The organism is Streptomyces clavifer (genome assembly GCF_036345975.1).
GTDB lineage: Bacteria > Actinomycetota > Actinomycetes > Streptomycetales > Streptomycetaceae > Streptomyces > Streptomyces clavifer.
This window is the reverse complement of the sequence record NZ_CP107793.1, coordinates 7556243-7578727: the sequence shown is the minus strand read 5'-3', so window position 1 is coordinate 7578727 and position 22485 is coordinate 7556243. Positions and strand designations below refer to the sequence as shown.

At 69.0% G+C, this 22485-nt stretch carries 24 protein-coding genes and 2 pseudogenes; 14 read left to right on the top strand and 12 right to left on the bottom strand.

Features of this window, described 5'->3' with window-relative positions; all coding sequences use genetic code 11:
- Positions 1 to 226 precede the first annotated feature (226 nt).
- The 4 genes and pseudogenes from OG927_RS32865 to OG927_RS32850 all read right to left on the bottom strand — a co-directional run bounded on the left by OG927_RS32865 (position 227) and on the right by OG927_RS32850 (position 5681).
- Positions 227 to 2611, bottom strand: a complete 2385-nt coding sequence (locus OG927_RS32865) for a glycoside hydrolase family 9 protein (protein WP_274923049.1) — start codon at positions 2609 to 2611, stop codon at positions 227 to 229.
- Between the two features lie 602 nt (positions 2612 to 3213).
- Entirely contained in the window at positions 3214 to 3939 is a 726-nt protein-coding gene (locus OG927_RS32860) for a GNAT family N-acetyltransferase (protein ID WP_209471822.1), read from the bottom strand.
- A gap of 90 nt (positions 3940 to 4029) precedes the next feature.
- Positions 4030 to 4089: pseudogene (locus tag OG927_RS36075) on the bottom strand (hypothetical protein); the annotation flags it as partial.
- A gap of 1172 nt (positions 4090 to 5261) precedes the next feature.
- Positions 5262 to 5681 carry a DUF732 domain-containing protein gene (locus tag OG927_RS32850; RefSeq protein WP_056792877.1) on the bottom strand — a complete coding sequence of 140 codons (420 nt, stop codon included), beginning with the start codon at positions 5679 to 5681 and terminating at the stop codon, positions 5262 to 5264.
- 512 nt (positions 5682 to 6193) lie between these two features.
- On the opposite strand from OG927_RS32850, the pseudogene OG927_RS32845 reads away from it, so the two are divergent.
- Positions 6194 to 6339, top strand: a pseudogene (locus OG927_RS32845) (IS5/IS1182 family transposase); the annotation flags it as partial.
- 647 nt (positions 6340 to 6986) lie between these two features.
- A complete protein-coding gene (locus tag OG927_RS32840) occupies positions 6987 to 7745 on the top strand; it encodes a helix-turn-helix transcriptional regulator (protein ID WP_164494069.1) in 759 nt (252 codons plus the stop codon).
- Here OG927_RS32840 and OG927_RS36070 read toward each other — a convergent pair.
- Positions 7740 to 8060: a maleylpyruvate isomerase N-terminal domain-containing protein gene (locus OG927_RS36070; protein WP_124280122.1), complete on the bottom strand. Its 321-nt coding sequence runs from the start codon at positions 8058 to 8060 to the stop codon at positions 7740 to 7742. The two genes, OG927_RS32840 and OG927_RS36070, sit on opposite strands and share 6 nt — an antisense overlap.
- A 331-nt stretch (positions 8061 to 8391) precedes the next feature.
- Here OG927_RS36070 and OG927_RS32835 point away from each other — a divergent pair, with 331 nt between their 5' ends.
- Positions 8392 to 8682: a hypothetical protein gene (locus OG927_RS32835; protein WP_164494070.1), complete on the top strand. Its 291-nt coding sequence runs from the start codon at positions 8392 to 8394 to the stop codon at positions 8680 to 8682.
- Positions 8683 to 8684: 2 nt separating this feature from the next.
- On the opposite strand, the gene OG927_RS32830 is transcribed toward OG927_RS32835, so the two are convergent.
- Positions 8685 to 9236 (bottom strand): carboxymuconolactone decarboxylase family protein, encoded by a 552-nt coding sequence (locus OG927_RS32830; protein ID WP_056792874.1) that lies wholly within the window; start codon positions 9234 to 9236, stop codon positions 8685 to 8687.
- 397 nt (positions 9237 to 9633) lie between these two features.
- On the opposite strand from OG927_RS32830, the gene OG927_RS32825 reads away from it, so the two are divergent.
- The 5 genes from OG927_RS32825 to OG927_RS32805 all read left to right on the top strand — a co-directional run bounded on the left by OG927_RS32825 (position 9634) and on the right by OG927_RS32805 (position 11477).
- The gene (locus OG927_RS32825; RefSeq protein ID WP_056792873.1) at positions 9634 to 10197 is read left to right on the top strand and encodes a hypothetical protein; all 564 of its coding nucleotides are present in this window, start codon (positions 9634 to 9636) and stop codon (positions 10195 to 10197) included.
- A gap of 4 nt (positions 10198 to 10201) precedes the next feature.
- Positions 10202 to 10660 carry a hypothetical protein gene (locus tag OG927_RS32820; protein WP_124280123.1) on the top strand — a complete coding sequence of 153 codons (459 nt, stop codon included), beginning with the start codon at positions 10202 to 10204 and terminating at the stop codon, positions 10658 to 10660.
- A 53-nt stretch (positions 10661 to 10713) separates the two neighbouring features.
- Entirely contained in the window at positions 10714 to 10848 is a 135-nt protein-coding gene (locus OG927_RS32815) for a hypothetical protein (protein WP_277426285.1), read from the top strand.
- Between the two features lie 32 nt (positions 10849 to 10880).
- A complete protein-coding gene (locus OG927_RS32810) occupies positions 10881 to 11168 on the top strand; it encodes a hypothetical protein (RefSeq protein WP_124280124.1) in 288 nt (95 codons plus the stop codon).
- A gap of 96 nt (positions 11169 to 11264) precedes the next feature.
- Positions 11265 to 11477 carry a VOC family protein gene (locus OG927_RS32805; RefSeq protein ID WP_392928173.1) on the top strand — a complete coding sequence of 71 codons (213 nt, stop codon included), beginning with the start codon at positions 11265 to 11267 and terminating at the stop codon, positions 11475 to 11477.
- On the opposite strand, the gene OG927_RS32800 is transcribed toward OG927_RS32805, so the two are convergent.
- The gene (locus OG927_RS32800; protein ID WP_124280125.1) at positions 11429 to 12376 is read right to left on the bottom strand and encodes an SDR family NAD(P)-dependent oxidoreductase; all 948 of its coding nucleotides are present in this window, start codon (positions 12374 to 12376) and stop codon (positions 11429 to 11431) included. The two genes, OG927_RS32805 and OG927_RS32800, sit on opposite strands and share 49 nt — an antisense overlap.
- Positions 12377 to 12482: 106 nt before the next feature.
- Here OG927_RS32800 and OG927_RS32795 point away from each other — a divergent pair, with 106 nt between their 5' ends.
- A complete protein-coding gene (locus tag OG927_RS32795) occupies positions 12483 to 13148 on the top strand; it encodes a TetR/AcrR family transcriptional regulator (RefSeq protein WP_056792896.1) in 666 nt (221 codons plus the stop codon).
- A 224-nt stretch (positions 13149 to 13372) separates the two neighbouring features.
- Here OG927_RS32795 and OG927_RS32790 read toward each other — a convergent pair whose 3' ends face one another.
- From OG927_RS32790 to OG927_RS32775, 4 genes are all read right to left on the bottom strand, one after another.
- Complete coding sequence (locus tag OG927_RS32790) at positions 13373 to 14251, bottom strand: alpha/beta fold hydrolase (RefSeq protein ID WP_330321268.1); 879 nt, start codon at positions 14249 to 14251, stop codon at positions 13373 to 13375.
- Positions 14244 to 15269, bottom strand: coding sequence for an NADP-dependent oxidoreductase (locus OG927_RS32785; RefSeq protein ID WP_330321267.1), 1026 nt, complete (start codon positions 15267 to 15269; stop codon positions 14244 to 14246). The genes OG927_RS32790 and OG927_RS32785 overlap by 8 nt, the downstream gene beginning before the upstream one ends.
- 144 nt (positions 15270 to 15413) lie before the next feature.
- Positions 15414 to 16469, bottom strand: coding sequence for an aldo/keto reductase (locus tag OG927_RS32780; RefSeq protein ID WP_330321266.1), 1056 nt, complete (start codon positions 16467 to 16469; stop codon positions 15414 to 15416).
- Positions 16470 to 16526: 57 nt separating this feature from the next.
- On the bottom strand, positions 16527 to 17219 hold the full coding sequence (locus OG927_RS32775; RefSeq protein ID WP_056792866.1) for an SDR family oxidoreductase: 693 nt from the start codon (positions 17217 to 17219) through the stop codon (positions 16527 to 16529).
- Positions 17220 to 17333: 114 nt separating this feature from the next.
- Between OG927_RS32775 and OG927_RS32770 the strand changes: the two genes are divergently transcribed.
- The 5 genes from OG927_RS32770 (at position 17334) to OG927_RS32750 (ending at position 21428) form a co-directional block, all read left to right on the top strand.
- On the top strand, positions 17334 to 17894 hold the full coding sequence (locus tag OG927_RS32770) for a TetR/AcrR family transcriptional regulator (protein WP_209471577.1): 561 nt from the start codon (positions 17334 to 17336) through the stop codon (positions 17892 to 17894).
- Between the two features lie 302 nt (positions 17895 to 18196).
- Positions 18197 to 18634: a VOC family protein gene (locus OG927_RS32765; protein WP_056792895.1), complete on the top strand. Its 438-nt coding sequence runs from the start codon at positions 18197 to 18199 to the stop codon at positions 18632 to 18634.
- A 482-nt stretch (positions 18635 to 19116) separates the two neighbouring features.
- Positions 19117 to 19797, top strand: coding sequence for a helix-turn-helix transcriptional regulator (locus tag OG927_RS32760; protein WP_330321265.1), 681 nt, complete (start codon positions 19117 to 19119; stop codon positions 19795 to 19797).
- Positions 19798 to 19845: 48 nt separating this feature from the next.
- Positions 19846 to 20316 carry a DUF3291 domain-containing protein gene (locus tag OG927_RS32755; protein ID WP_056789046.1) on the top strand — a complete coding sequence of 157 codons (471 nt, stop codon included), beginning with the start codon at positions 19846 to 19848 and terminating at the stop codon, positions 20314 to 20316.
- 521 nt (positions 20317 to 20837) lie between these two features.
- On the top strand, positions 20838 to 21428 hold the full coding sequence (locus tag OG927_RS32750; protein WP_209471579.1) for a TetR/AcrR family transcriptional regulator: 591 nt from the start codon (positions 20838 to 20840) through the stop codon (positions 21426 to 21428).
- A gap of 30 nt (positions 21429 to 21458) precedes the next feature.
- On the opposite strand, the gene OG927_RS32745 is transcribed toward OG927_RS32750, so the two are convergent.
- On the bottom strand, positions 21459 to 22481 hold the full coding sequence (locus OG927_RS32745) for an SMP-30/gluconolactonase/LRE family protein (RefSeq protein ID WP_330321264.1): 1023 nt from the start codon (positions 22479 to 22481) through the stop codon (positions 21459 to 21461).
- Positions 22482 to 22485: the final 4 nt, after the last annotated feature.

The window sequence follows — 22485 nt, the reverse complement described above, 5'->3', positions numbered from 1 at the left end:
GTTGGATCTGGTGGGTTCGCGGCTGTCCGAGCTGAGGCATCCCCTCGCGGCCGTCTCGGCGAGCACTACCGGGGCGCCGTGGTCATCGGCGGTCCGGAGGGCGGCGGCGCGTCCACCTCCGAACCGGCCGGCGGATGACCTCCCGGGCGCCGCCGCCTGATCCGGCGACCACCCGCGTGGCCACCCCTGGGCACTCCTGGGACGGCCACGCGGTGGAGCGGTCCGCTCAGCCGCAGCGGACACCGTTCAGGGCGAGATCCGAGGGAGAGGCGCCGGGAGCACCGGATGCCTGGAAGCCGAACGACGCCGAACCGCCCGGGGAGATCGCCTTGTTGTGCGCGGCTCCGGCGGCGGTCACCGCCGAGCCCGACTGTGTGACGGACGCGTTCCAGGCGTTGGTCACCTTCTCCGCGCCGGCGAAGCTCCAGACGAGACGCCAGTCGTCAACCGCCGTGGTACCGGTGTTGCGGACCGTCACCTCGGCGGTGAAGCCGCTGCCCCAGGACGAGCCGACCCTGTAGGCCACGGCGCAGGCACTGCCCGGAGCGGGGGTGGGAGTGGAGGTCGGAGTGGGTGTCGGGGTCGGAGTCGGCGTGGGGGTCGGGGTCGGAGTGGGCCCGGATCCGTCGGGCAGGGCCCCCCACTGGCGTTCGCCCCCGTCCAGCAGCACCAGGTTCGGCGCGTCGGTCGGGGTGGCGCCCGGCGTGGTGGGCAGACCCCGCAGTGACCAGTCGTCCGACGGGTCCCACGCTCCCGCGGAAGCGATGCGGAACTGGACCTCCTTGCGGTAGGCCGACTGACCTGCCGGGGCGATCACGGTGTTGGAGCAGTCCACCTCGACGTAGTACACGTCACCCGCGTGCTGCTCGGGCCCGCCGGCCGTGCCGCACTGGTTGTAGTTGGTGGTGACCTTGATATCCCCCGGCGAGACTCCTGGTTCCAGTGTGAAGTAGTACCGCAGCGACGCCTTCGCCAGCGGACGCGCGGGCCAGGAGGACTTGTTCACCAGGTACGCCTTGATCTCGGTGAAATTCGGCCCGGTGGCGTTCACCGAAGCCTGCGCCAGCACCTGAGGCCCGTCCGGCGTCTCGGCCGGCGGGAACGCGGCGAGCGGGGCACCGCCGTACTCGGCGTACAGGCGGGCCAGTGCACCTGTGAACGCAGCGTTGTAGTCGGTGGCGACCTCGTTGTTCGTGTAGTTCTGCCGGTCGTCGGTGTAGGTGTCGTCCGGGGCGCTCGGTCCGCCGACGAGGGCGCCGTAAAGGACGTGACGGCTCTCGGCGGGGTTGGTGATCTGGTCGGTCCACGAGCCGTGCGAGGTGCGGTGGTGCGGTTTGGTGGGCGGGTTGGCGCCGAAGCCGACGACGTAACTCGACTTGCGCGGGTTGTCGCCGAGGGCGTAGTCGATCTGTCGCACCGCGAAGTCGTGGTAGCGCGTCTTACGCGTCGCGTCCCCGGTCAGCCAGTCGCTGTAGGAGAGCGCGGCGAAGGCCGTGTTGGCGGCGTACCGGAGGGAACCCCACGAGTCCAGAACGGCCTGACCCCCCGGGGAGTAGCGCACCTTCGCGCCGCTCACCCCGGAAGTCCACCAGTCCAACCACCGGTTGGTGTCGTCGATGTACCGCTTCTTCCCGGTGAGCTTGGCGAGCAGAACGTAGGAGCCGTACGAGGTGTCGTCCCACGAGAGGGTCCACCGGTAGGAGCGGGTGGTGGACTGCGGTTCGGTGGAGAGACCGTCGTAGTACGTCTCGGCCTTGGCGAGGTAGGAGGCGTCCCCGGTGGCCTTGTGTAGCCAGATCGCCCCCCACACGAGCTCGTCCTGGTAGCCGCTCCAGGAGTTGTAGTACGACTTCGCGTCGGTGATGCAGTCGCTGTACTTGCCACGGTAGGTGTCGGCGAACGAGTACAGCTGCTTCGCGTGGGTGACCAGCTTCGCCGCGTACGCCGGGTCGTCGTCGGTGAACAGCATCGAGGAGGCGGCCATCGCGGCGGCGGTCTGCCCGGCCAGGTCCGAACCGGGGCAGGAGGCGTCGATCCTGTACGCGGGCCGGGCCATCGGCATGACCTCGGCCGGACCCCACCACTTGTGGTCGTCGGCACCGTTGCCCACCTGCCCGTAGAGCACGGTCGGGGAGGGGTGCGCCTTGACGAAGTAGTCGTTGACGAAGCGCAGGCTGTCCTTGAGGTGCTCCAACTGCCCGGTGGCGCTGTACGCCGCCTTCTGCTCGATGCCGCCCCAGGCCAGGACCGCGGCGCTGTAGGCCATGGGCAGGCCGAACTTCACGTGGTCACCGGCGTCGTACCAGCCTCCGGTCAGGTCCAGGCCGACGTCCTTGCCGTCTTCCGTGCCCGAATCGCCGCGCCAGGGGACGCGGTTGTCCGCAGACAGGCGGCCGGAGCGCTGGGCGTCGTAGAAGTACAGCGACTTCTGCAGGGCCTCGCCGTACGCGAACGCCGGGGCGGCCTCGGCCCGGGCGGCGGTCAGGGGTGTGAGGGCGGCACCCAGCATCGCGGCCACGGCGACGAGGGAGGCGGCCCAGCGGGAGCGGCGTGGACCCCCGGGTGGCGCGGGGCGGTGCAGGGGTGGGCGGGAGAGGGCGTACAGGCGCAACGGATCGTCCTTCCGTGGGGCGGGCGGCACGCCGGAGCCGGCCCGTGGGGCGGCGTCACGGCGAGACGGGGCGGGGATGCGCGGCTCGTGGGTACGACGTGTATGGGAGCGAGGAGTGCCGGGCGTTGCGGTGGCGCGGGTCCGAGAGGTGCCGGGCGTTGCGGTGGCGCGGGTCCGAGAGGTGCCGGGCGTTGCGGTGGTGCGGGGGTGCCTGGCGGATCGGCGTGGGCGCGTGCTCCGCCGATGCCTGCGGTGGTGCGGTGGCGCGCCGCACCAGCCGTCCGGGGACGAGCAGGTCAGGCGGTGCCGGCCAGGGCGAGGCAGCCAGAAGAGGCGTCGGTGACGCCTGCCGTGGGAGCGCTTCCATGGACGTGCCCATGAAGCCAGTGCGGACCCGCCCTGTCAACGGGTCGCGTGCGGAACGGTGCTGCCAGGCCCGCGGGGACAGGCCGGCGTCCGGGGGACGGCCGGACCCAGCCGGGTTGCCGCCGAGACCGCCGAGCGGGCTGGGGAGCGGCTGGGACGGGCCCCGGTACGACTTCAAGTCTGTGGCACCGTCATACGCTGTGGGGGACCTCCGGCCTCGCCGGAGGTCCCCGCGGTCAGGGTGTCCGGAAGCCGCGGAACGTTACCGGCGTCCGTACCTCGAATCCGAGCCGTTCGTAGAGTGCCAGCGCCGCGGTGTTGGCCCGGGCGACGTGCAGGAAGGGGCGCTCCCCCCGGGACTCGATGCGGGTGACCAGGGCGTTCACCAGCCGGCCCGCGTAACCTCGCCCGCGGGCCTCCGGGGCGGTGCAGACCGCGCTGATCTCGGTCCAGCCGGGCGGACGCAGCCGCTCACCCGCCATGGCGACGAGCGTGCCGTCGACGCGGATTCCCAGGTAGGTGCCGAGTTCATGGGTGCGCGGCCAGAAGGGCCCCGGGCTCGTCCGGGCGATGAGGGCGAGCATGTCCCGGACGTCGGCCTCACCCAGCACCACGGCCTCCGGCTCAGTCGCTGCCTCGGAGACGGGGGATCCCTCGCGGGCTCCGAGGTGGACCATCTGGTACCCGTCGAGTGAGAAGACCGGCGCCCAGCCGTCCGGCGGGTCCGCCGGCGAACTGAACATGTCGGCGAGTTCGCCGGGACCGAGCAGGGCGGCCAGGTCTTCCCACGCTTCCGGGCCCGAGCCCGGGGAGACGGTGGCGAAGGTGGTGACGTCCGGCAGGTAGGTGGCCGCCTTTCCGATCCTGCGGGCCAGGGGCGCGTGACGGCCACACAGCGACTGCCCCACGGGGTCGTCGAGTGCCGGATCGGCGAGCACTGGATGGTTGTGAACGGCCTTCATGGACGAGTCCTCCTGCGGTGGTACGGCTGGGCGTAGCGTAGGCCGTCGGCCCTGCGGGTGCGCGAGGGAGGCTGCGTCGATGCAGGCCAGGCCGGTGGTGGCGTGGGCCCAGTCCACGAAGGTCACACCAAGGTGGCGGTCGCGGACCATGTTGTCGGCCCGCAGGTCGCCGTGAACGATGCGGTCTCCGTGGGCGAGGCCCGTCCAGGCCGCTTCCCATTAAGGGAGCTCCGGCTGGAGGGCGCGGACGTGGGGCGCGGTGGGTGCCCAGCAGCTCCGGGGCCGGGGCGCCGGGCGACAGCGAGCTGCAGACGTCGGCTTCATGGAGGTTGGCGGCGGTCAGCGGGTCGTCGGCGGGGGCCGCTTTGACAAAGACCCGTCGGCCGCTGGCCAGGCGGAGCGCGGCGGCAAACTGGTGGCCGAAGCCGCCCGCGGGGGTGACGGTGTCGGTGACGGGCGCCCAGGGCGTCTTCGAGGCGGGGCTGTCGCCGACGAACACCGCACGCTCGGGGTGGACGTGGCGCCGGTTCAGGGCGAGATGCAGGCCCTCGGCAGCCGGATTGGACGGTGCGTCGCGGCGAGTGATGACGACCTCCAGCAGTGCGGACAGGGCCGGTGGCAGCAGCCACGGCAGGCGGTGGGGGCCTGGAGTGTGATCGCCGCCTGGCGCTCATACCGCAACGGACCGATATGGAAAACGAGTTCAGCAATCACAGGGGCCGAGAGACCCGTGATCCACCGGTCGCCGATGATCGCTCTGCGAGTCGCGTTCCCCACCACACCACCGAGCTCCGCGGGACGGTCCCGCGGAGCTGGTGGGCTGTAGCGGGGTGATGGCCTGGTCGTCGTCTGCGGGGCTGGACGAAGGCCGGAGTGTGGCCCCGCCTACATGAGGTTCTCCTGGCGGAACTGCGTCATCGCCCGCCGCGGCACCCCGCAAGGCTCGGGACTGGGCAAGACACGGTAGGTCGTCGAGCGGACCTTCGCCTGCCTCCACCAGTTCAACGACTGCGCATCCGCTACGAGATACGAGCAGACCTCCGCCTCGAACTACTCCGATTCGCCCGCAGCATCATCTGCTTGAGACGACTCCGAACCTCATTCCGAAATGATCAGTCAGCGCAGCACACGGATGCGGTCGCGCTCCGGAACATGCCGAGGCCCGGCCGCCGGAGCGTACGGCCGGACCTGGAATCGGGGCAAACTACCGACTGTCGTCGGATACGGCGTAGCGGCCACCTACGCGGGGGCCACAAGCAACAAGGGTGCGACGCAACAGCTCGTCGGTGATGGGTTCTTCTGCGGGTTCCCTCATCAGTGCGTCAGAACGCTGGGCAGAGGTGCGCGTGTGCCGCTGCGTTGATCTTCGCTGCGGTCTCCGGTGTGCGGCCCTCCGGGTGCGTCGGGCTGGTGAACCGCTGAGCTGCCAGGTCTACCTGCTTCTCCATGTCATCGGGCCAGTTGTGGATCGTCTGGCACTGGCTTCGTCCTCGGCCGGCAGCCTTGTCCGCCTTGCCGTGGGCAATGTCCTTGTCGATGGAGTCGAGCGCTGCGACGAATGCGGCTTCCTGCTCCGGCGTGGTGTCGGGCAGGCCGGTCGCGGCATTGACGCTGGCGCGCTGTTCGGCGGTGAGCGAGGGAGGGCTGCTGGGCTTCGATTCGGTGCTGTTGCCCCCGCATGCAGTAAGGGTGGCGAGGAGCAGGCCGGCGGCGATGACGGCCGAGGTGGTGCGGGTACACATGAGGTCCCCCAAGGACGGGCGCGATGAGGGAATCAGCATTACGGAATCATGGCCACCGCGTGGAGGAAACGCGAAGGCCCGCAGAGTGGCAGTCCCATAAGCTCAGGTATACGGAACTCGCGAAGAGGATACGGCATCGACCCGATTGGTCCCCGGATCCTCGATGTCTGCCAGCAGCTACAAAATGCCGACCGTTGCGCTCCTCGTGACCACACCGCTGTCGGTCTGCCTGGAACGCAATGCCACCCGCCCGCACGACCGGCACGTACCAGAGCAGATCCTGCGTACGCCGACACGTGAGCACCGTGGAGCAGCCTTCCGGGCCGTCCCGGGTGCCGAGGAATTCCTCACAGGTACGTTCCCGGCACCCGCAGCCCCGCTATCCCCCCTTGGCCGTGGGTCGAATACCACCGGTCCAAGCCCCCGCTCCCACAAGGCCTGTGCGGTCACCCACCCGGTTCGCACGACGGACTCCTAAGTTGATGGCTGCACCCGACCCAGGCGTGCAACCGGATCAAGCACTGGCCGCAGCACGCGTACCCTCGAACGCGGCGTCGCGGGGCTGAAGTCCTGGCGAATCCCCCGCAGGTCCCGATGCAGCTCCAACCTCATTACGTGCATCACCGAGGCCATCCTCGCATTGGAGCGGCAACGCTGAGAAATCTCAGTTTTGAGGAGCAAACAGAAACACGTGATACGGCCCGCCCAGGAGGGAGCCCTCTTGAACAGGGAGCCGTCAAAACGGCAGACGATGTTCAGGACTCAACTACACCGCCGTTGACTTGAACGTGTCGGCCGAGCGGGTCTCCAAGGATCGCAACCGCCGGTTCCTCGATCTGGAGCGTCCGGGGGTCTGCTCCACCTGTCGCCCCAACTGCCCCACTCACCACTCCTGACACATGAGCAGAAAGTTCTCGCAGGCTCCATATTGAGGCAGTTTCGAGCCCATTTAGGCCCCATATCAGGGCGAGGCGGACACAGAACCTGTCAAAACCAGCCGACGACCAGGGGCAGCCTGTCGCCACCGATCCGATCCGGTCACGATGTCAGGGCTTCGAGTGATCACATCGACTAAGCCGGCTACGGAGACCGGAATCGGCTGGAACTTGTCCATCTCTTTCGAGCGGAGGAGCGGGTATTCACCCTTCAACCGCCTCGCCCGTAGATGGGCCGCTTAACTGGCCGTGACTCGGAGCCCTATCTTCGCGACCGGTGGTACCCGGTCGCGCGCCCGCTTGCGGAAACCCCTCCTTTTTCGGCGCGATGAGATCTTCGTTGACTGTGTTTTCTGATGAGGGAGAGGTTATGGAGACTGCCATTACGCGAGCCGTGGTCCACGTGGTCACGGATATGCATCACAACTTCAGGGAAGACCTGACCATAGATGACATAGCCCAGGCGGTCGGCTTCAGCAGATTCCACTTCACCCGGGAGTTCACGCACCTGATGGGGGTCTCTCCCAGACGTTTCCTCAGAGCCATCCGCTTCGAGGAGGCGAAGCGGCTCCTCTCTGATTCGCAGCTCAACATAGCGGAGATCAGCTACACCGTCGGGTACAGCAGCGTCGGAACCTTCAGCTCGTGTTTCAAGTCCTGCACGGGCATCACCCCGTCCGCGTACCGGCAGCTCCGCTCGGCGGACCACCTCGCCGCAACGGGCCCGCGCGAGGGCGTTGGCGCCCCCACGGCGCCGATGCCGCTTCACGGGCATGTGCAGGCGCCCGCTGTGGATCAGTCCGGGGTCGTCTTCGTGGGACTCTTCCCCGCCCCCTTCCCGCAGGGGCACCCGGTGCGTTGCACGGTGCTGCCCCGCCCAGGGGCCTTCGTACTCGACAATGTGCCTCCGGGGAGTTGGCACGTACTGGCACACTCCGTGACGCAGAGGACCGGCGAAGGGCATCAGGCCGGTCATTTACCGGCGGTCGGCGGCTTCGGGCCGATCACCGCGTCAGTGGACCGCGCACTGGAACCGGTCGTGATCCGCCTGTACCGGGCGAACCCGGCCACCCTTCGTTCAGGCTCAGCGACCCACCGAGGACTGCTCCCGGCCCCGGCCGGTTCATGACACGATCCGCCCCGGCCTCCGCTTCACCGGGGCGGCCCCTCGGCCGCAAGGCCGTGCTCCCGGAACTGTCTCCTCCAACTCGACCCAGCTAAGGAGGAGTTCATCGACAGGAACGCCTGGAGGCGGGGACGGCAGCTCGCTGATGTCGCCCGGCTCCTCATCGACGGCCATCCGACAGACCTGGACAAGGTGTCCGACAAGATCGCGCACGCTCCAGCCGGGACACGCCGGCACGAGAAGGTCCGCGACCGAAGGGCCCGAGGTGACAAGTCGGGTGATGTTCTCCCGACAGGCGCGGTAGGTGAGGTGGTGCACAGCGTCCGGTTACGGTTCTGCGGTCTGCGGTCTGCGGTCTGCGGTCTTACGGCAGACTCCCCCGAGGGGCCGGCGTTCGCTGATCGGCCGTCCCGGCCCGCGCCCGCCGTGGACGGAAGCGTGCCAGGGGCAGTTGGGCACGTGCTCGTTCGACAGCCCTCCACGCCCGGCGCGACTCCCGGACGACATGTGGTTCCGGCACGACCTCGTCCAGCTGCCGCCCGCGCGCCAACGGGCGCGGGAAGACGAACGCCGACACCAAGGGCACAGGAGCCATCAGTGCGGTGCCTCCGGCGGAGACACCGCCACAGCGGTCACCGACACGGCGAGGATGAACACTCAGCCCGCCTTGCTGATGCCCACGGCCCAGTCGGCGAGCAGCGGGGTGGAGCACACCTCCGAACTGTGTGCGGTCCTGACCGCTGCGGCGCTGATCCCCACCGGGGACGAGCGGATCGTGTACGGGCAGCAACACGTGGGCGCCCGACTGAGGGAGTTCCTCCACCGTGTGCAGTCCAATGCCGGGACTCGCGCCGCGACCACCGCAGTGGTGCCGGTCCGGAACGTCGTCCGTCTCCACCTGCGCCGGGTGCCCATGGCTCGCCCCCTCCTGGGTGGGTGACGTCAGTCCTCCTGCAGGATCCCGCCCCGGTAGCCGTCGGCCACGATGCGCTGGGCGGCGTGGTTGTAGTACTCGTCGTCCTTCGGCAGCTCAGTGGCGAGGCCACTGACGTAGCGGTTGTACATGCAGAACGCCGCGGCGATCAGAACGGTGTCGTGCAGGTCCGTGTCGTTCGCACCCTCGGCGCGCGCCAACGCGATCGCCTCGTCGGAGACCGGACGCGCGGCGTTCTGGACCTCGGCCGCCACGCTCAGCAGCGCACGCAGCCGGCCGCTCACAGGAGCGGTGCCGGGGTCGGCCAGCACCGCCCCGACCAACTCCTGACCTCCCGCCAGCTGCGCGGCGGCGAAGGCCCCGTGCGAGGAGGAGCAGAACTCGGTGTCGTTGAGTCGCGAGACGTACGCCGCGATCAGCTCACGCTCTCCCGGGTCGAGCGAGGACGGCGCCCTCAACAAGGCATCCGCGAGGTCGCCCAGCGGTCCGGCGGTGTCGGGACGGTGGGCCATCAGGCCGGTAATTCCGGGGAGGTCGTTGCTCAGTGCGATATGGGGCATAGCTCTTCCTCCAGAAGAAAGGGGGAGACAGACAGCGGGCGACGGCGAAGTGACCGCGGGACGACAGGGCCTCGTGATGCAAGGAAGCTAATGAACCGACCTGTCGGTGGCAACCGCACACGGGACCACGAAAACTCGCGATGCCGATGCCGGACCGCCAACCGACCGCGAGGCCAGGACGATCGGTCCTCCCGCGATCAAGCCGCTGAGCAGCGGCAGCTGTCCGGCAAGCGCCGGCGGTGGCCGGCGCCGCACACACTGCGGGTGTGCCGCCGAGCCGTTCTGCAGAGCACGGGCGTCCGCGAACCGGCCCTCAAGAAGGGCACGGCGGAAGAAGCCATCCCGCGCACGAGCCTGATGTAATGAGCCACCGTTCTCCGACCGTGGAGGTTCAGACATGGCCATCAGCACGGGAACATCACCGCTGACCGTGCGGGGTGGGCTCGATTCCCTCAACAGCCGTCATCATCAACTCGGCCTGCGCTTATTCCTGTTCATCGTCGTCGCGCACTGGGCGGAGCACCTGGTCCAGGCGTACCAGATCTATGTCATGGGATGGCCAATCCCCGAGGCGCGCGGCGTGCTCGGGCTTCCGTTCCCATGGCTCGTCACTTCGGAATGGATGCACTACGGCTACGCCCTCGTGATGATGGTCGGCCTGTTCCTCCTGCGCCCGGGCTTCACCGGCCGCTCGGGCACCTGGTGGAAAGTGTCGCTCGGCATCCAGGTGTGGCACCACTTGGAGCACCTCCTGCTCCTGGTCCAGGTGCTCGTGGGCGCGCACCTGCTGGGCAAGGCCGCTCCGACGAGTCTGATTCAGCTACTCATGCCCCGAGTGGAACTGCACCTCTTCTACAACACCCTGGTGACAGTCCCCATGGTGGTGGCGATGTACCTGCACACCCGCGCGAACCGGCCGGACAACGCCGCCGCACCATGCGCCTGCGCACCAAAGGACTGAACACATGGCCACGGGCGGGAGTAGGCCCTCCGGGTTCGTGTCCCTGCTGCTCCTGCTGGCCGGAGTACTGCTGTTCTGGATGACGGTGCCGAATCTCGGCACCGCCGCCAGGGCCGCCACAGCGGACGGGCCGCAGGGTATCTTCACCGCGACCCGTCTCGTGTGCGCGGGTCACGCCGGGCACACCACCTGCGAGTGGTCGGGAACCTTCCGGTCCAACGACGGCACCGTGCAGCTCGGGGGCGTCAAGCTGTACGGCAGCGGCCGGGACACGTTCAAGGCCGGAGAGACGGCGCCGGCCGTGGACGTGGGTAACGCGGGGCGGGTCTACGACCCGACCGGATCGCATGCGTGGATCATCACGGTTGTGCTGGTGGTGCTCGCCTACGTCCTGCTCGCGGCCGTGGCCCACCGACACCTGATGCCTCCTCCGCTCCCCCGCAAACACATGTCGACCCCATGAACATCTGCGACCGGTCCGCCCCCAACCCTTCGACGGAGCCGCCCCCTTCGTGAATGCGTTGCAGGAGCCTTCCAGGCACGTACCAACTCGGCCGTAAGCAGGCCTGCCCGCAGCAGACCCGCGACGACGACTTCGCCTACGGGCTTGACCGGGTCCTCGGCGGCCCGGCGTCCCGGTTCGGCGCCTGAACAGGTACCGAGTCGTCGGCCTCGTAGCGGGGATGGGGCGAGGTCATGAACTGCTGCACCTGCTGATGGCCCACAGCGCCCCGTCCAGCCATCGGCTGCGACAGTGTCCGGGCAGCGAGAGCGACGATCACTGTTTCGACGGCCTCCGGATACGCCCGGGGCTCGCCGTGGCCGGCCAGTTCCTGGCCCGCGACCACACCTGCACCACAGGCCGAATGATCAACCACGCCGCCTGCTTCGAACAAGATCCGGTGTGCCACAACGCACTCGGTGTCGCCGACCGCAATCAGGCGGCGGCCCACCTTCTCTACGGACGGTAAGGGCAGTGCGGGCCGGCCTGCTCAGCGGAGGGGGCGCTCGTAGAGGCGTCGGCCCGGGGCCGAGTTCACCTCCCAAGACTTGGTGTACGGGGTGCCGTGGCCGGTGACGGTGGCGCCAAGGCCCATCGCGACCGCACCGACGTCACCCGGCCCGCACGGCGACGAGCGAATGGCCGCCTCGAGGCGGAGTGCGGGCGCCTCGTCGGACTCGGCGCCGCCCGCTTGCGCCGCGACGAGCCGGCACCTCTTACCCGTGCGGGCTACATCGTGGTGGCCGATCCGGAGGGAACCGCGTACTGCTTGGACTGAACGATGGGGAACTCCACCCCGGTGAGGTCTTCGGAGACGCCCCATAGCCGCTGCTGGACGGCTACCTCGTACGACTGAGGGCTGGAGGTGACCAGCCGGGGGTGGCCCTTGACCTCGTTGCGTCCGCCGGGGCCGTAGTACTGGCCGCCGAGCGCGGCCGGGTCGGTGGCCGCGCGCAGGGTCGGCAGCGCGCCCATCGCCGGCGTTTGAGTGATCAGCGGTGCAAGCCAGGTGAGCGGAAGCCGGAGGGCCGCAGGGGTGTTGCGGGCGAGTTCGGTACTGGACATGCCGGGGTGCGCGGCCACCGCGACGGTGGTGCCGTGCGCGGCGAGTCGACGCTGCAGCTCGTACGTGAACATCAGGTTGGCCAGCTTGGACTGACCATAGGCGGCGGCCCGGCCGTATGACCGCTCCCACTGCAGGTCGTCGAAGTGGATCGCGGCTCGGATGCGGTGGCCTGTGCTGCTGACCGTCACCACGCGCGAGCCCGGCACTGGCAGCATCAGGTCCAGTAGCAGCCCGGTGAGCGCGAAGTGGCCGAGGTGGTTGGTGCCGAACTGCATCTCGAAGCCGTCCCGGGTGGTCTGCTTCGGGGTGTACATCACGCCGGCGTTGTTGATCAGCAGGTCGATCCGGGCGAGCCGGGACCGCAGCGCCGCCGCCGCGGTCCGGACGGAGTCGAGCGAGGTCAGGTCCAGCGCCTGCACGGTCACGTCGCCGGTCATGCGGGCCGCGGCCTGCTCGCCCTTCTCGACGTTGCGCACGGCGAGCACTACGGACGCGCCGCGCTCGGCGAGCGCCTTGGCGGTCTCGTACCCCAGTCCGGTGTTGGCCCCGGTCACCACGGCTACCCGCCCGCGCTGGTCCGGAATGTTCGCCGTCGTCCACTTCTCACTCATGTCGCACTCCAACCATTTACGTACCGAAGGTATCTTGTGCCGTGACGTTAAAGTACTGTCGGTACGTTGTCAACGTACCGGTGGTACCTAAGTTAGGATGGTGCTCGTGACTTTCCAGCGGGCGCGAACCGAAGAGCAGCGGGAGATCCGCCGACGGGCGATCCTCGACACGGCGTCGGCGATGCTCGACGAGATGCCCGTGGCCGCGGTCACCCTGAATGAGCTCAGCCGCCGGGTAGGACTGGCGAAGCCGAACGTGCTGCGCTATTTCGAGTCACGCGAAGCGGTGCTGCTAGATCTGCTGGACCGCTTCCTGCAGGAGTGGCTGACGGAACTAGCAGGCGAGTTGGCCGCCGGCACCGACGAAGATCTACCCATGGCCGAGCGGGCAACAGCGGTGGCCCAAATCCTCAGCCGCTCGCTTTCCGGCCGAGTGGTGCTGTGCGACCTCTTCGGTGCGCAGGGCAGCGTCCTGGAACACAACGTCTCCGTCGAGGTCGTAGCCCGCTACAAGCGCGCCTCCCTGGAACGCTTGACAACCATGACCGCCCTGATCCAGAAGTACCTGCCGGAGCTGGGCGAGAACGCAACACTGTTCAGCCTGCAAACCATGGTCATGGCCGGCGCACTGTCTGCGTACAGCACACCCCCACCCAGCCTGCAGGCGGCCTATCAGGCCGAACCCGACCTGGCCCGCTTCCACCTGGAGCTGAAGGACTACCTGGAGCTGGCCCTGACCGCAACCCTCCTGGGCGTGCTACCCCGCCGCTGACCCGCGTCGCACATGACAGGCCAATGCGTATGAGCGTCACGCCCCGGGATTGGCCTCTACACCCTCGCCGCCGACCGGGCCGACCGGAACGCGGCAGATGCTGTTGTCCCGCATCCGGACAGCCGAGGATGCCGAGGGCGGGATGATCCGAAAGACGATGCCCAGCTGAGGGCCAGGTCAGCCAGGCCGAGGGTGCGGGCGGAGGAGCCGCTGGGCAGCCGATGTCAGCTGTCGGTGTCGAGGTGGGCTCGTACGGCGTCGACGAACTCGTCGACGTGTTGGAAGACGCCGCCGTGCCCGGCCCCTGGGTAGATGATCAGCGTGCTGCCGGGGATGCGGGCGTGCATGTCGTGGGACAGGTCGGTGGGGACCATGCGGTCGTGGTCGCCGTTGGCGATGAGCGTCGGGGCGACGATGCGGGCAAGGTCATGGGGCTCGGCCCGGCCCCAGCCCTGAATGGTGGTGATCTGGCGGTGAAAGGACGACAGCCTGAGCCTGATGGGGGCGTCACGGTCCATCACGCGCTCGCGCAAGCGCGCGAGGTAAGCCTTGGCTGCCGCCTTGCCCGTGGGGGTGCGGGGAAAGAACAGGAACTCCTTGGCATCGGTGCGGGCCATCGCGGCACGGGCCATGTCCCAGTAGACGTAGGCTCCACCGGTCGGACGGTCGATGCCGGCTCCCCCGGCGGGGCCGGTTCCGGCCAGGACGAGACGACGCACGAGTCCCGGCGCATCGAGGGCCACCTGCTGGGCGATGAAGCCGCCGAGCGAGAATCCGAGCAGGTCCATCCGGGTCAGGCCGAGGGCGGCCACGAAACCCTCTGCCGAACGCGCCATCGCGGCGACGGTGCCGGGGACACGGCCGGTGGACCCGCCGACCCCGGGGAGGTCGAACGCGACGACACGACGGTCGCGGGCGAGCGCGTCGACGAATCGGGGATCCCACTCGTCGAGCGTGGCGCCCAGGTGAGTGAGCAGGACCAGCGGGACACCGCTCGCGGGGCCGAGGTCGCGGTAGACGAGCGTGTGCGAACCTACGACGATGCGGCGGTTGGGCGCCGTGGCCCACGTGGTCGGGCGGGGGCGGACGTCGGACTCAGCCACGGTTGGTCACCGCCGTCGGGTCGGTGGTGACCAGGACCTTGCCGCGTGTGCCGCCGGCGAGCGCCTCATCGAGAGCCCGCGGGGTCTGGCCGAATGGGAGCACCCGGTCGATGACCGGGCGCAGCACCCCGTCGTCGACCAACCCGGCGACCTGCCGCAGCGCGGCGCTGTCGGGTGTGATGAACAAGAACCGGTAGGTGACCTTGAGCGCACGTGCCCGGCGGCGGGTACGGGCACTCAGGGCCCGGATCGCGAGCCGGACGACCGGGTTGACGCCGACGCGCCGCGCGAAGGCTGGGTCGGGCGGGCCTGTGATGCCGATGACGGTGCCGCCGGGGCGCAGCACACCGAGGGAAGCCTTCAGCGTGGCTCCGCCCTGGATGTCGAGGACGAGGTCGACGGGCGTGCCGGCGAGGCTCTGCGCGAGGTCGTCGCGGCGGTAGTCGATGACGATGTCGGCACCGAGCTCTTGGGCGGCAGCGATGTTCGCCGTCGAGACGGTGGTGGCGACGGTGCAGCCCAGGTGCCTGGCGAGCTGGATCGCGGCCGATCCCACGCCACCGGTCCCGCCGTGGATGAGGACGGTCTGGCCCTTCTTCACCTTGCCCATCTCGACGAGGGCCTGCCAGGCCGTGAGCGCGACGACTGGTAGCCCTGCGGCCTCGACCAGGCTCACCGACCGGGGCACGGGTGCCATCGTGGCGGCGTCGACCGCGACGAATTCGGAGAAGGTGCCTGTGGCTGCCAAGTCGACATAGCCGTACACGTGGTCGCCCACGGCGACGTCGCGTACAGCGGAGCCGGCCTCGACGACCTCGCCGGAGAGCTCACCACCCATGACTTTGGGTAGCCGGAACGGGAAGATCGCCTTGAACTCGCCGGAGCGGACCCGCTCGTCGGCGTGGTTGACGCCCGACGCGACCATGCGTATGAGCACCTCATGGGGGGCGGGGACCGGTACGGGCATCTCGACCTCCCGCAGGGGGGAGCCGTACCTCTCGAGGACGAAGGCCTTCACGGAGTACTCCTAGCAGAGCGTTTCTGGGGGGGGCGGGTATCTCGGCGGCGCGCATCCCGGATGGCCGCCGTACTTCTCGAACCAGTTTGTGTTGCTTTTCCTGCTGCGGCGCGGGCGCAGTACGTCCTCGGCAGCGTTCACTCATCAGGCGACCGGCACGACCGGGGTGGTGATCCGGTCGGCGGCACCTCCCTTGAGGTGGTCCAGGGAGGCGGCGATCCCCTCGTGGGGCGCGCCGAGCGGCACCGCGCTGACCTCGGTCAGGCGGGTGTACTGCGCGTCGGTCAGCTGGACCTCGAGGGCGCCGAGGTAGCTGTCGAGCTGGGAGAGGTTGCGCGGGCCGATGATCGGGACGAGCGTGGCCACGGAGCGGGCCGCACGCTCGCGTACCCAGGCCACCGCCACCTGGGCGGGCGTCACGCCGGTCTCCTCGGCGACGGCCAGGACGGTGTCGACGACGGCGGTCTTCTGGCCGGTGCTCTCGGTGTGGATGACCATGCCAAGGTCGCTCAGGCGCCCTTCGGCGGAACTGCGGTATTTGCCGGTGAGAAGTCCGCCGCCGAGCGGGGACCACAGGGCGGCGCCCAGGCCGAGGCTCTCGGCCATGGGCAGGAGTTCGCGGTCGGCGGTACGTTCGACGAGGCTGTACTCGTGCTGGATGCCCACGATCGGGGCCCAGCCCTTCAGGTCTGCGAGGGTCACCGCGCGCGAGGTGCGCCAGGCGGGGAAGTTGGACAGCGCGGCATGGTGGATCTTGCCGGCGCTCACCAGATCGTCGAGTCCGCGCAGGAGCTCCTCCATCGGAGTGAGCTCGTCGGGGAAGTGCACCCACAGCAGGTCGATGTAGTCGGTGCCCAGGCGCTTCAAGCTGGCCTCCAGCGAGGCGACCATGTTCTTGCGGCTGTTGCCGGTCTTGGATATGTCCGGCTGCGGGGCGGCACCGAGGGCGAACTTCGTGGCCAGGACGAAGTGGTCGCGATCGGCGGAGAGCAGCTTTCCGGTCAATTCCTCCGACTCGCCGAACTGGTAGCCGTCCGCAGTGTCGACGAAGGTGCCGCCCGCCTCGGCGAACCGGTCGAAGATCCGGCGCGCCTCGTCCGGCTCGGCGCCGGCGCCCCAACCGGTGCCGAAGTTCGCGGTGCCCAGCGCGTACTCGGACACGCGAAGTCCGGTCCGATGTCCGAAGGTCGTATAGCGCATGAGATGTCCTTGCATGAGGGGCGGGAAGGCGGTCGCGCCGGGGTGGAGGGGTGAGCGTCAGCCCGCGGTCGGCTGGGGCGTGGCGGACAGGCTCTGCTTGACGTACCGGCTGGTCTCGTCGGCGAGGATCTCGGGCAGGCCGGTCTCGATGCCGTCGAGCGCCTGGGCCGCTACGTCGGCGGCGGCGACCTTCTGGTCGGCGGGGACGCCGGCGGCCATGTCGGTGTCCATGTAGCCGACATGCAGCGCCGAGACGGCGATGCCTCGCGGCGCCAGTTCCTCGCGCGTGGCCCCGGTCAACGCCCATGCGGCGGCCTTGGACGCGGCATAGGAGCCGAGGGCGGCCGGATGGAACCAGGACAGGGCGGACAGGACGTTGAGTACGGTGCCGCCACCGTTGCCCTCGATGACAGGGGCGAATGCGCGGGTCGCGGCGAGCGGGCCGAAGAAGTTGGTCTCCATCTCCCGGCGCACCTCGTCCGTGTCGCCTCCGATCAGGGTCGCGCCTGTGGAGATGCCCGCGTTGTTGATCAGCAGGGTCACGTCGGACGCGATGCGGGCGGCCTCCCGTACCGACGCCTCGTCCGTGACGTCCAGCCGCAGCGGGATGACGCCCGGCACGTCGACCGTCTCGGGGCGGCGGGCGGCGCCATACACCTTCGCGCCGCGCTCGACGAGCTGGGCGGCCAAGTGCCGCCCGAAGCCCCGGTTGGCGCCGGTGACGACCGCGACCGTGTTCTGCAATTCCATGACTTCTCCTGACCCGGCGGGCACCATCGGCGACCCGCGACGAATTAGATTACGCAACCAATCTAAACACGGGTCTATGATAGATGCCAGTCGACATCCAAATGGGAGGTGGTCATGGGCCGCGTATCGCAGGCACAGGCGGAGGAAAATCGCAGGCGGGTGGTGGACACCGCATCCCGGCTGTTCCGGGAGCAGGGCACACAGGTCAGCGTCGCCGACCTGATGAAGGCGGCCGGCATGACCCACGGCGCCTTCTACAAGCAGTTCGCCTCCAAGGAAGCACTCGTCGACGAGGCCACCGCCCACGCCTTCACCGAGCTCGCCCGACACCACAGCGTCGGGCTCGAACGGCACGACGGGCAGCGCGAGGCCGCCCAGCAGGCGCTGATCGATACATACCTCTCCGTCGAGCACCGCGACGACCCGGCGGACGGCTGCCCGGTCGCCGCACTCGCCACAGACATCGCGCGCGACGGCGAGGGGCGCGAGGCCCGTCGCGTCTACACCGAAGGCGTGGCCGACTTCACCCACTTCCTCACCACCGACGACCAGGACGGCATCGTCCGCCTCTGCACCCTGTTCGGCGCACTGGTCCTGTCCCGGGCCACCAAGGGCTCTCCGCTCTCCGGGGAGATCCTCGCCGCCGCGCACGCCGCCTTGACGGAGGCCGACTGACGAGGAGCACGGCATCGATGCACATCGGACGCACTTGTAAGCGAGGGAGCGTCTGTGACCAGCGGAGGGTGAGGAACCGGGTGGCGCGTCGAGGATGTCGGTAACGCGGGTGACGGCGGCGGAAGACCGCTCAAAGTGCGCGATCTTCGGGTGTGCCATCTCGTGACCGAAGGGGCACCACAGAACCTGGAGGAGCTCAGGACGCCCGGTGGACGGGGCACGGCAGCCATCGACGGCGCCCGGGTACTCAGCTGGTTCCTTGCGGAAGCACCCGCTCGGCCGGGCTCGGTAACATGCGACGCATGGCCATCAAACTTGAGAACGTCGGCATCGCCGTTCGTGACCTCGAAGCGGCGATCTCGTTCTTCACCGACCTCGGACTCACTGTCGTCGGCCGTGACACGGTCAGTGGCGAGTGGACCGACACCGCCGTCGGCCTCGACGGAAATCACGCCAACATCGCGATGCTCCAGACTCCGGACGGCCACGGTCGCCTCGAGCTCTTCGAATACATCCACCCCGAGGCGATCGAGACGAAGCCCACTCGTCCCAACGAGATCGGCATGCATCGCATCGCTTTCTCAGTCGACGACATCGACAAAGCCCTCGAGACGGCCGCAAAGCACGGATGCCGTCCGCTTCGCGGTGTGGCGACCTATGAGGACGTCTACAAGCTCACGTACGTGCGCGGCCCCAGCGGCATCCTTGTGATGCTCGCCGAGGAGCTGAAGAAGAACTGACGGCTGATCGGGGCAATGAGCCTCGCGGTTCCCGAGGCGGCTTTCCGACTCGTGGTGAACAGATCAGAAAACGCCTATTCCCCGCTTCCCAGCCGGAATGAGGCTTGCTGAGGTCGCCGCTCCCCCGCCACCACCGCCGGTGAAGCTCTCCGGAGGAGAGTGCGTACTGCGCCCACCCGACGCGGCAGCCGAAACACCGACGCGCCCACCGCCCGCCCTGAAAAGGTGCAAGGGTACGCCGACTACCTCAACGGACCCTCGCACACGATCGAATGGGGCGCCCACTCCACGGAGTGGGCATCGGAACCCGCGGTCCGAGGTCGTCGGCTGGTACGGAGATACGGATGACATCGGCGTGGCCTCATGATCGGTTGCCGGCCGCCCTGCACTCCCCCGCGTCGCCAACCCCGCTGAACACGTGAAAGCTGCGCCGACGCGCTGACGGCCAAGATGTCAATCACCGTTGGTTATAGAATCGCTCCGTGAGTAGCGAGGATGCCGCCCTCGAGGCGTTGGTCGTGCTGGGTGAACCAGTGCGGCGTGGACTGTATCGGTACGTGGCCGGAACTCCGGGCGATGTGGGGCGGGACGCGGCGGCCGAGGCCGTAGGAATCTCCCGTTCACTGGCCGCGTTCCACTTGGACAAGCTGGTCGAGGCCGGGCTGCTCGAAGTGGACTTCCGGCGGCTTTCGGGGCGCAGCGGTCCGGGGGCCGGGCGGCCGGCGAAGATGTACCGGCGGGCCCGGAACGAGGTTGCGGTCTCCGTGCCACCTCGCGCCTACGACGCAGCGGGCCACCTGCTGGCAGAGGTGGTGGAGCGGGCCGGGCTCGACGGGGAACTGCAGGCGGCGGCAAGGGCGGCCGGGGAGGCCGAGGGTGGCACCGTGGACGGTGAGGCCGAACCGTTCGAGGTCCTGCGCGCACGCGGCCATGAGCCGTTCTGGGACGGCAGGACACTGCGGCTGAACAACTGCCCGTTCCATGCGCTGGCAGAGCAGTTCCCCGCCCTGGTCTGCGGAATGAATCTGGCCGGAATCGAGGGTCTCCTGGCGGGGTTGACGTGCGGTCAGGACTGGAAGGCCTCGATGGACCCACTTCCGCAAGGGTGCTGCGTCTCCCTCGAAGTGGCCGATGCAACCGATGCCGCAGCGGAGGAACTCTAAAAACAGCAAACGTTGACTTTAGAAGGTTCACCCAGGCATGCTTGCCCCGTGAACGACTTCCACCTCGCCCAGGTCAACGTCGGGCGCATCCTCGCCCCGCTCGGCAGCCCTCAACTGGCCGACTTCGTCGCACATCTCCCGGAGATCAACGCGCTCGCCGATCGGGCACCCGGTTTCGTCTGGCGCATGGTTGACGATGACGGTGCCGACTCGACGGGTCTGCGCCCCAAGAACGAAGACGACCTGTTCCTGATCAACTGCTCGGTCTGGGAATCGGTCGAGGCACTGAGGGACTACACCTACCGCAGTGAGCACCTCAAAGTGCTGGCACGCCGCCGGGAATGGTTCGAACGCCTCGCGGACTTCCACCACGCGTTGTGGTGGGTTCCCGCCGGACATCGTCCCGGCGTCAACGAGGCGATGGACCGCATCGCGCTGATCCGCGACAACGGCGAAGGCCCCGCGGCGTTCACCTTCCGAGCACCGCATCCCCCGCCGACCACCTCGCCGTCGATCTGATCGGAACACCCGCCTCCAGCCCGCTGCCGCCGATCCCGCTCCCGGTGACTCTCGCCCTGCGCTCCGGATGCGGTCCGTCCCTGCCGGCGGCAACGTCCTCACCGGCCATCTCGGCCACGGCGCCTGCCGCACAGGAAGCCATGCGCTCCGCCGCCGCCTCCCCGACGCGTACGCCCTGACGCGGATCACGAGATCTTCTCCAGGCTGCAGAGCGGGTGAATGACCCAGGGCACGCCGCACGATCGCCGTACTCGTGGCCCGGCACGCCCGGGCCGACCCCGTGCCGAACAGGTGCCGCCACCGCCTGCACCGCGAGAAGGCGAGAGAAGGCGTACCCCGCATCCGGCCCGCGACATCGATGGGGACGGCCCGTCGGAGAAGCCACAGCCCGCCTGCGGCCGCTGTCCAGGGTGGAAAGGCGGTCTCACCCTCCTCCGATCAGCTCCGGCGGGCCCGCCCACAGCAGAAGGGAGCTCGGACCGGCTCGTCATGCCCTGCCGTCACGCCGGTACCCTTTCGGGGTGACCCAGCCCCATATGCCCGCCGAGCGGCGGCCCGCCAATCACGGGCCGAAGGTGGCTGCCCGCAACCGGGACGCCCTGATCGTCGCCGCGCGAGAGATCTACGCGGCACACGGGCTGGACGCCCCCCTCTCCGCGATCGCGCGTCGAGCGGGCGTCGGGCAGGGAGTTCTGTACCGGCATTTCCCCGACCGGGCGTCCGTGGCGATCGCGGTCCTGGAAGAGAACGTGCGGCAGGTCGAACAGGCAGCCGCGACCGAGGGCTTCGCTCTCACCGACGTTCTCGGTGTGCTGACGTGGCACCTGACGGAGTCGGCTGCCTTTCTGGGCCTCCTGCACGCCCATGGGGCCGCCGGCCACTCGGACGCCCTCGCACACGCCCTGGCGCTGTCGGGCCGCGTCGAGTGCGCTCTGCGGCAACGCCTGCCGGAGGAGCACCCCCTGAGTGCGGCGAACGACCTCATGCTGGCCGTCGCCATGGTCTCCGGCGCCGTCAGCGGCCCCACCCGCGAGGTACGGGAACACCGAGCGGCAGCTGCTTGGCGGCTGCTCGGCGTCCCGGTGGGGCCGGTGCGGCCTTTCAAGGAGTGAGGGGGGCTACGCGAGGGTGAGAGAGGGGTGTCAGCCGCCGTTGGACTGCCGGATCCCCTTCCCCAGCGCGTCGAAGGTGTACAGGTACCCGCCGGCGGACCCGCTGACGGTCATGTACGCCTTGGTCCCGCCGGGTGTGATCGCCACGTTCGTCGCCGATTCGAGCCCCTTCGTGCGGGCGGGGAGCTCGACGGTCGCCAGGCGCTCGCCGTGCTTGTCGTACACGACCATCGCGGCACGCCCGTGCAGCGCCTGGTACAGGTTGCCGTCGGCGTCCACGGCGATCGAGTCGGTCTGGGCGATCCCGCCGTCCACGCGGATGGCGGTGTGCCGGGAGGCCACACCGTCCTTCGCGTCCAGGCGGAGGTAGGAAATCCGGTTCTGCGTGAGTTCACTGATCCACAGGCCCTGATAGTCCGCGTCGAACGAGATCCCGTTCGTCGAGGCGAGCCCTCCGGCCATGACGGTGGACTTCTCGCCATCCCTGTCGATCCGCACCACACGCCCGTGCGCATCGCCCACGGACAGGCTCCGTGAGTCACTGACGTACAGGTTGCCCTCCTGATCGAAGGCGATGTCGTCGGGGTTCATCCGCGCCCCGTCGACATCGCCGGAGAAGAAGGTCTGCGGATCGCTGCCGTCCGGGGCCAGGCTGATGATCTCACCGTGGACGTAGTCGCTCAGATAGAGGCGCCCGTCGTGCGGGCTGAACTGCGCCGAGGTGTAAGCCCCCCGCCCGTCCGTGTGGACCGCCCGTGCCGTCCTGCTCCCGGGATCGACCCTCAGCACTTTCGGCTTCCCCTCAGGTGCGGTGACGTCGACGACGATCAGGCCGCCCCCCTCGTCGAAGGTCGGGCCTTCGAGGAGGGTCATACCGGTCTCTTCGTGCACCTTCGTCACCTGCATGAGCCGCTCGGCGCGGATGGTCCGGTCCGCACCGGTGGCGGACGGTACGTGACCGGCGGTGTCACCGGTTTCCGTACCGCATCCGGTGAGGGCCAGCGTGCCGAGGGTGGCGAGCACAGCGAGGGAACGTCGGGGGAAACGTCGCATGGAG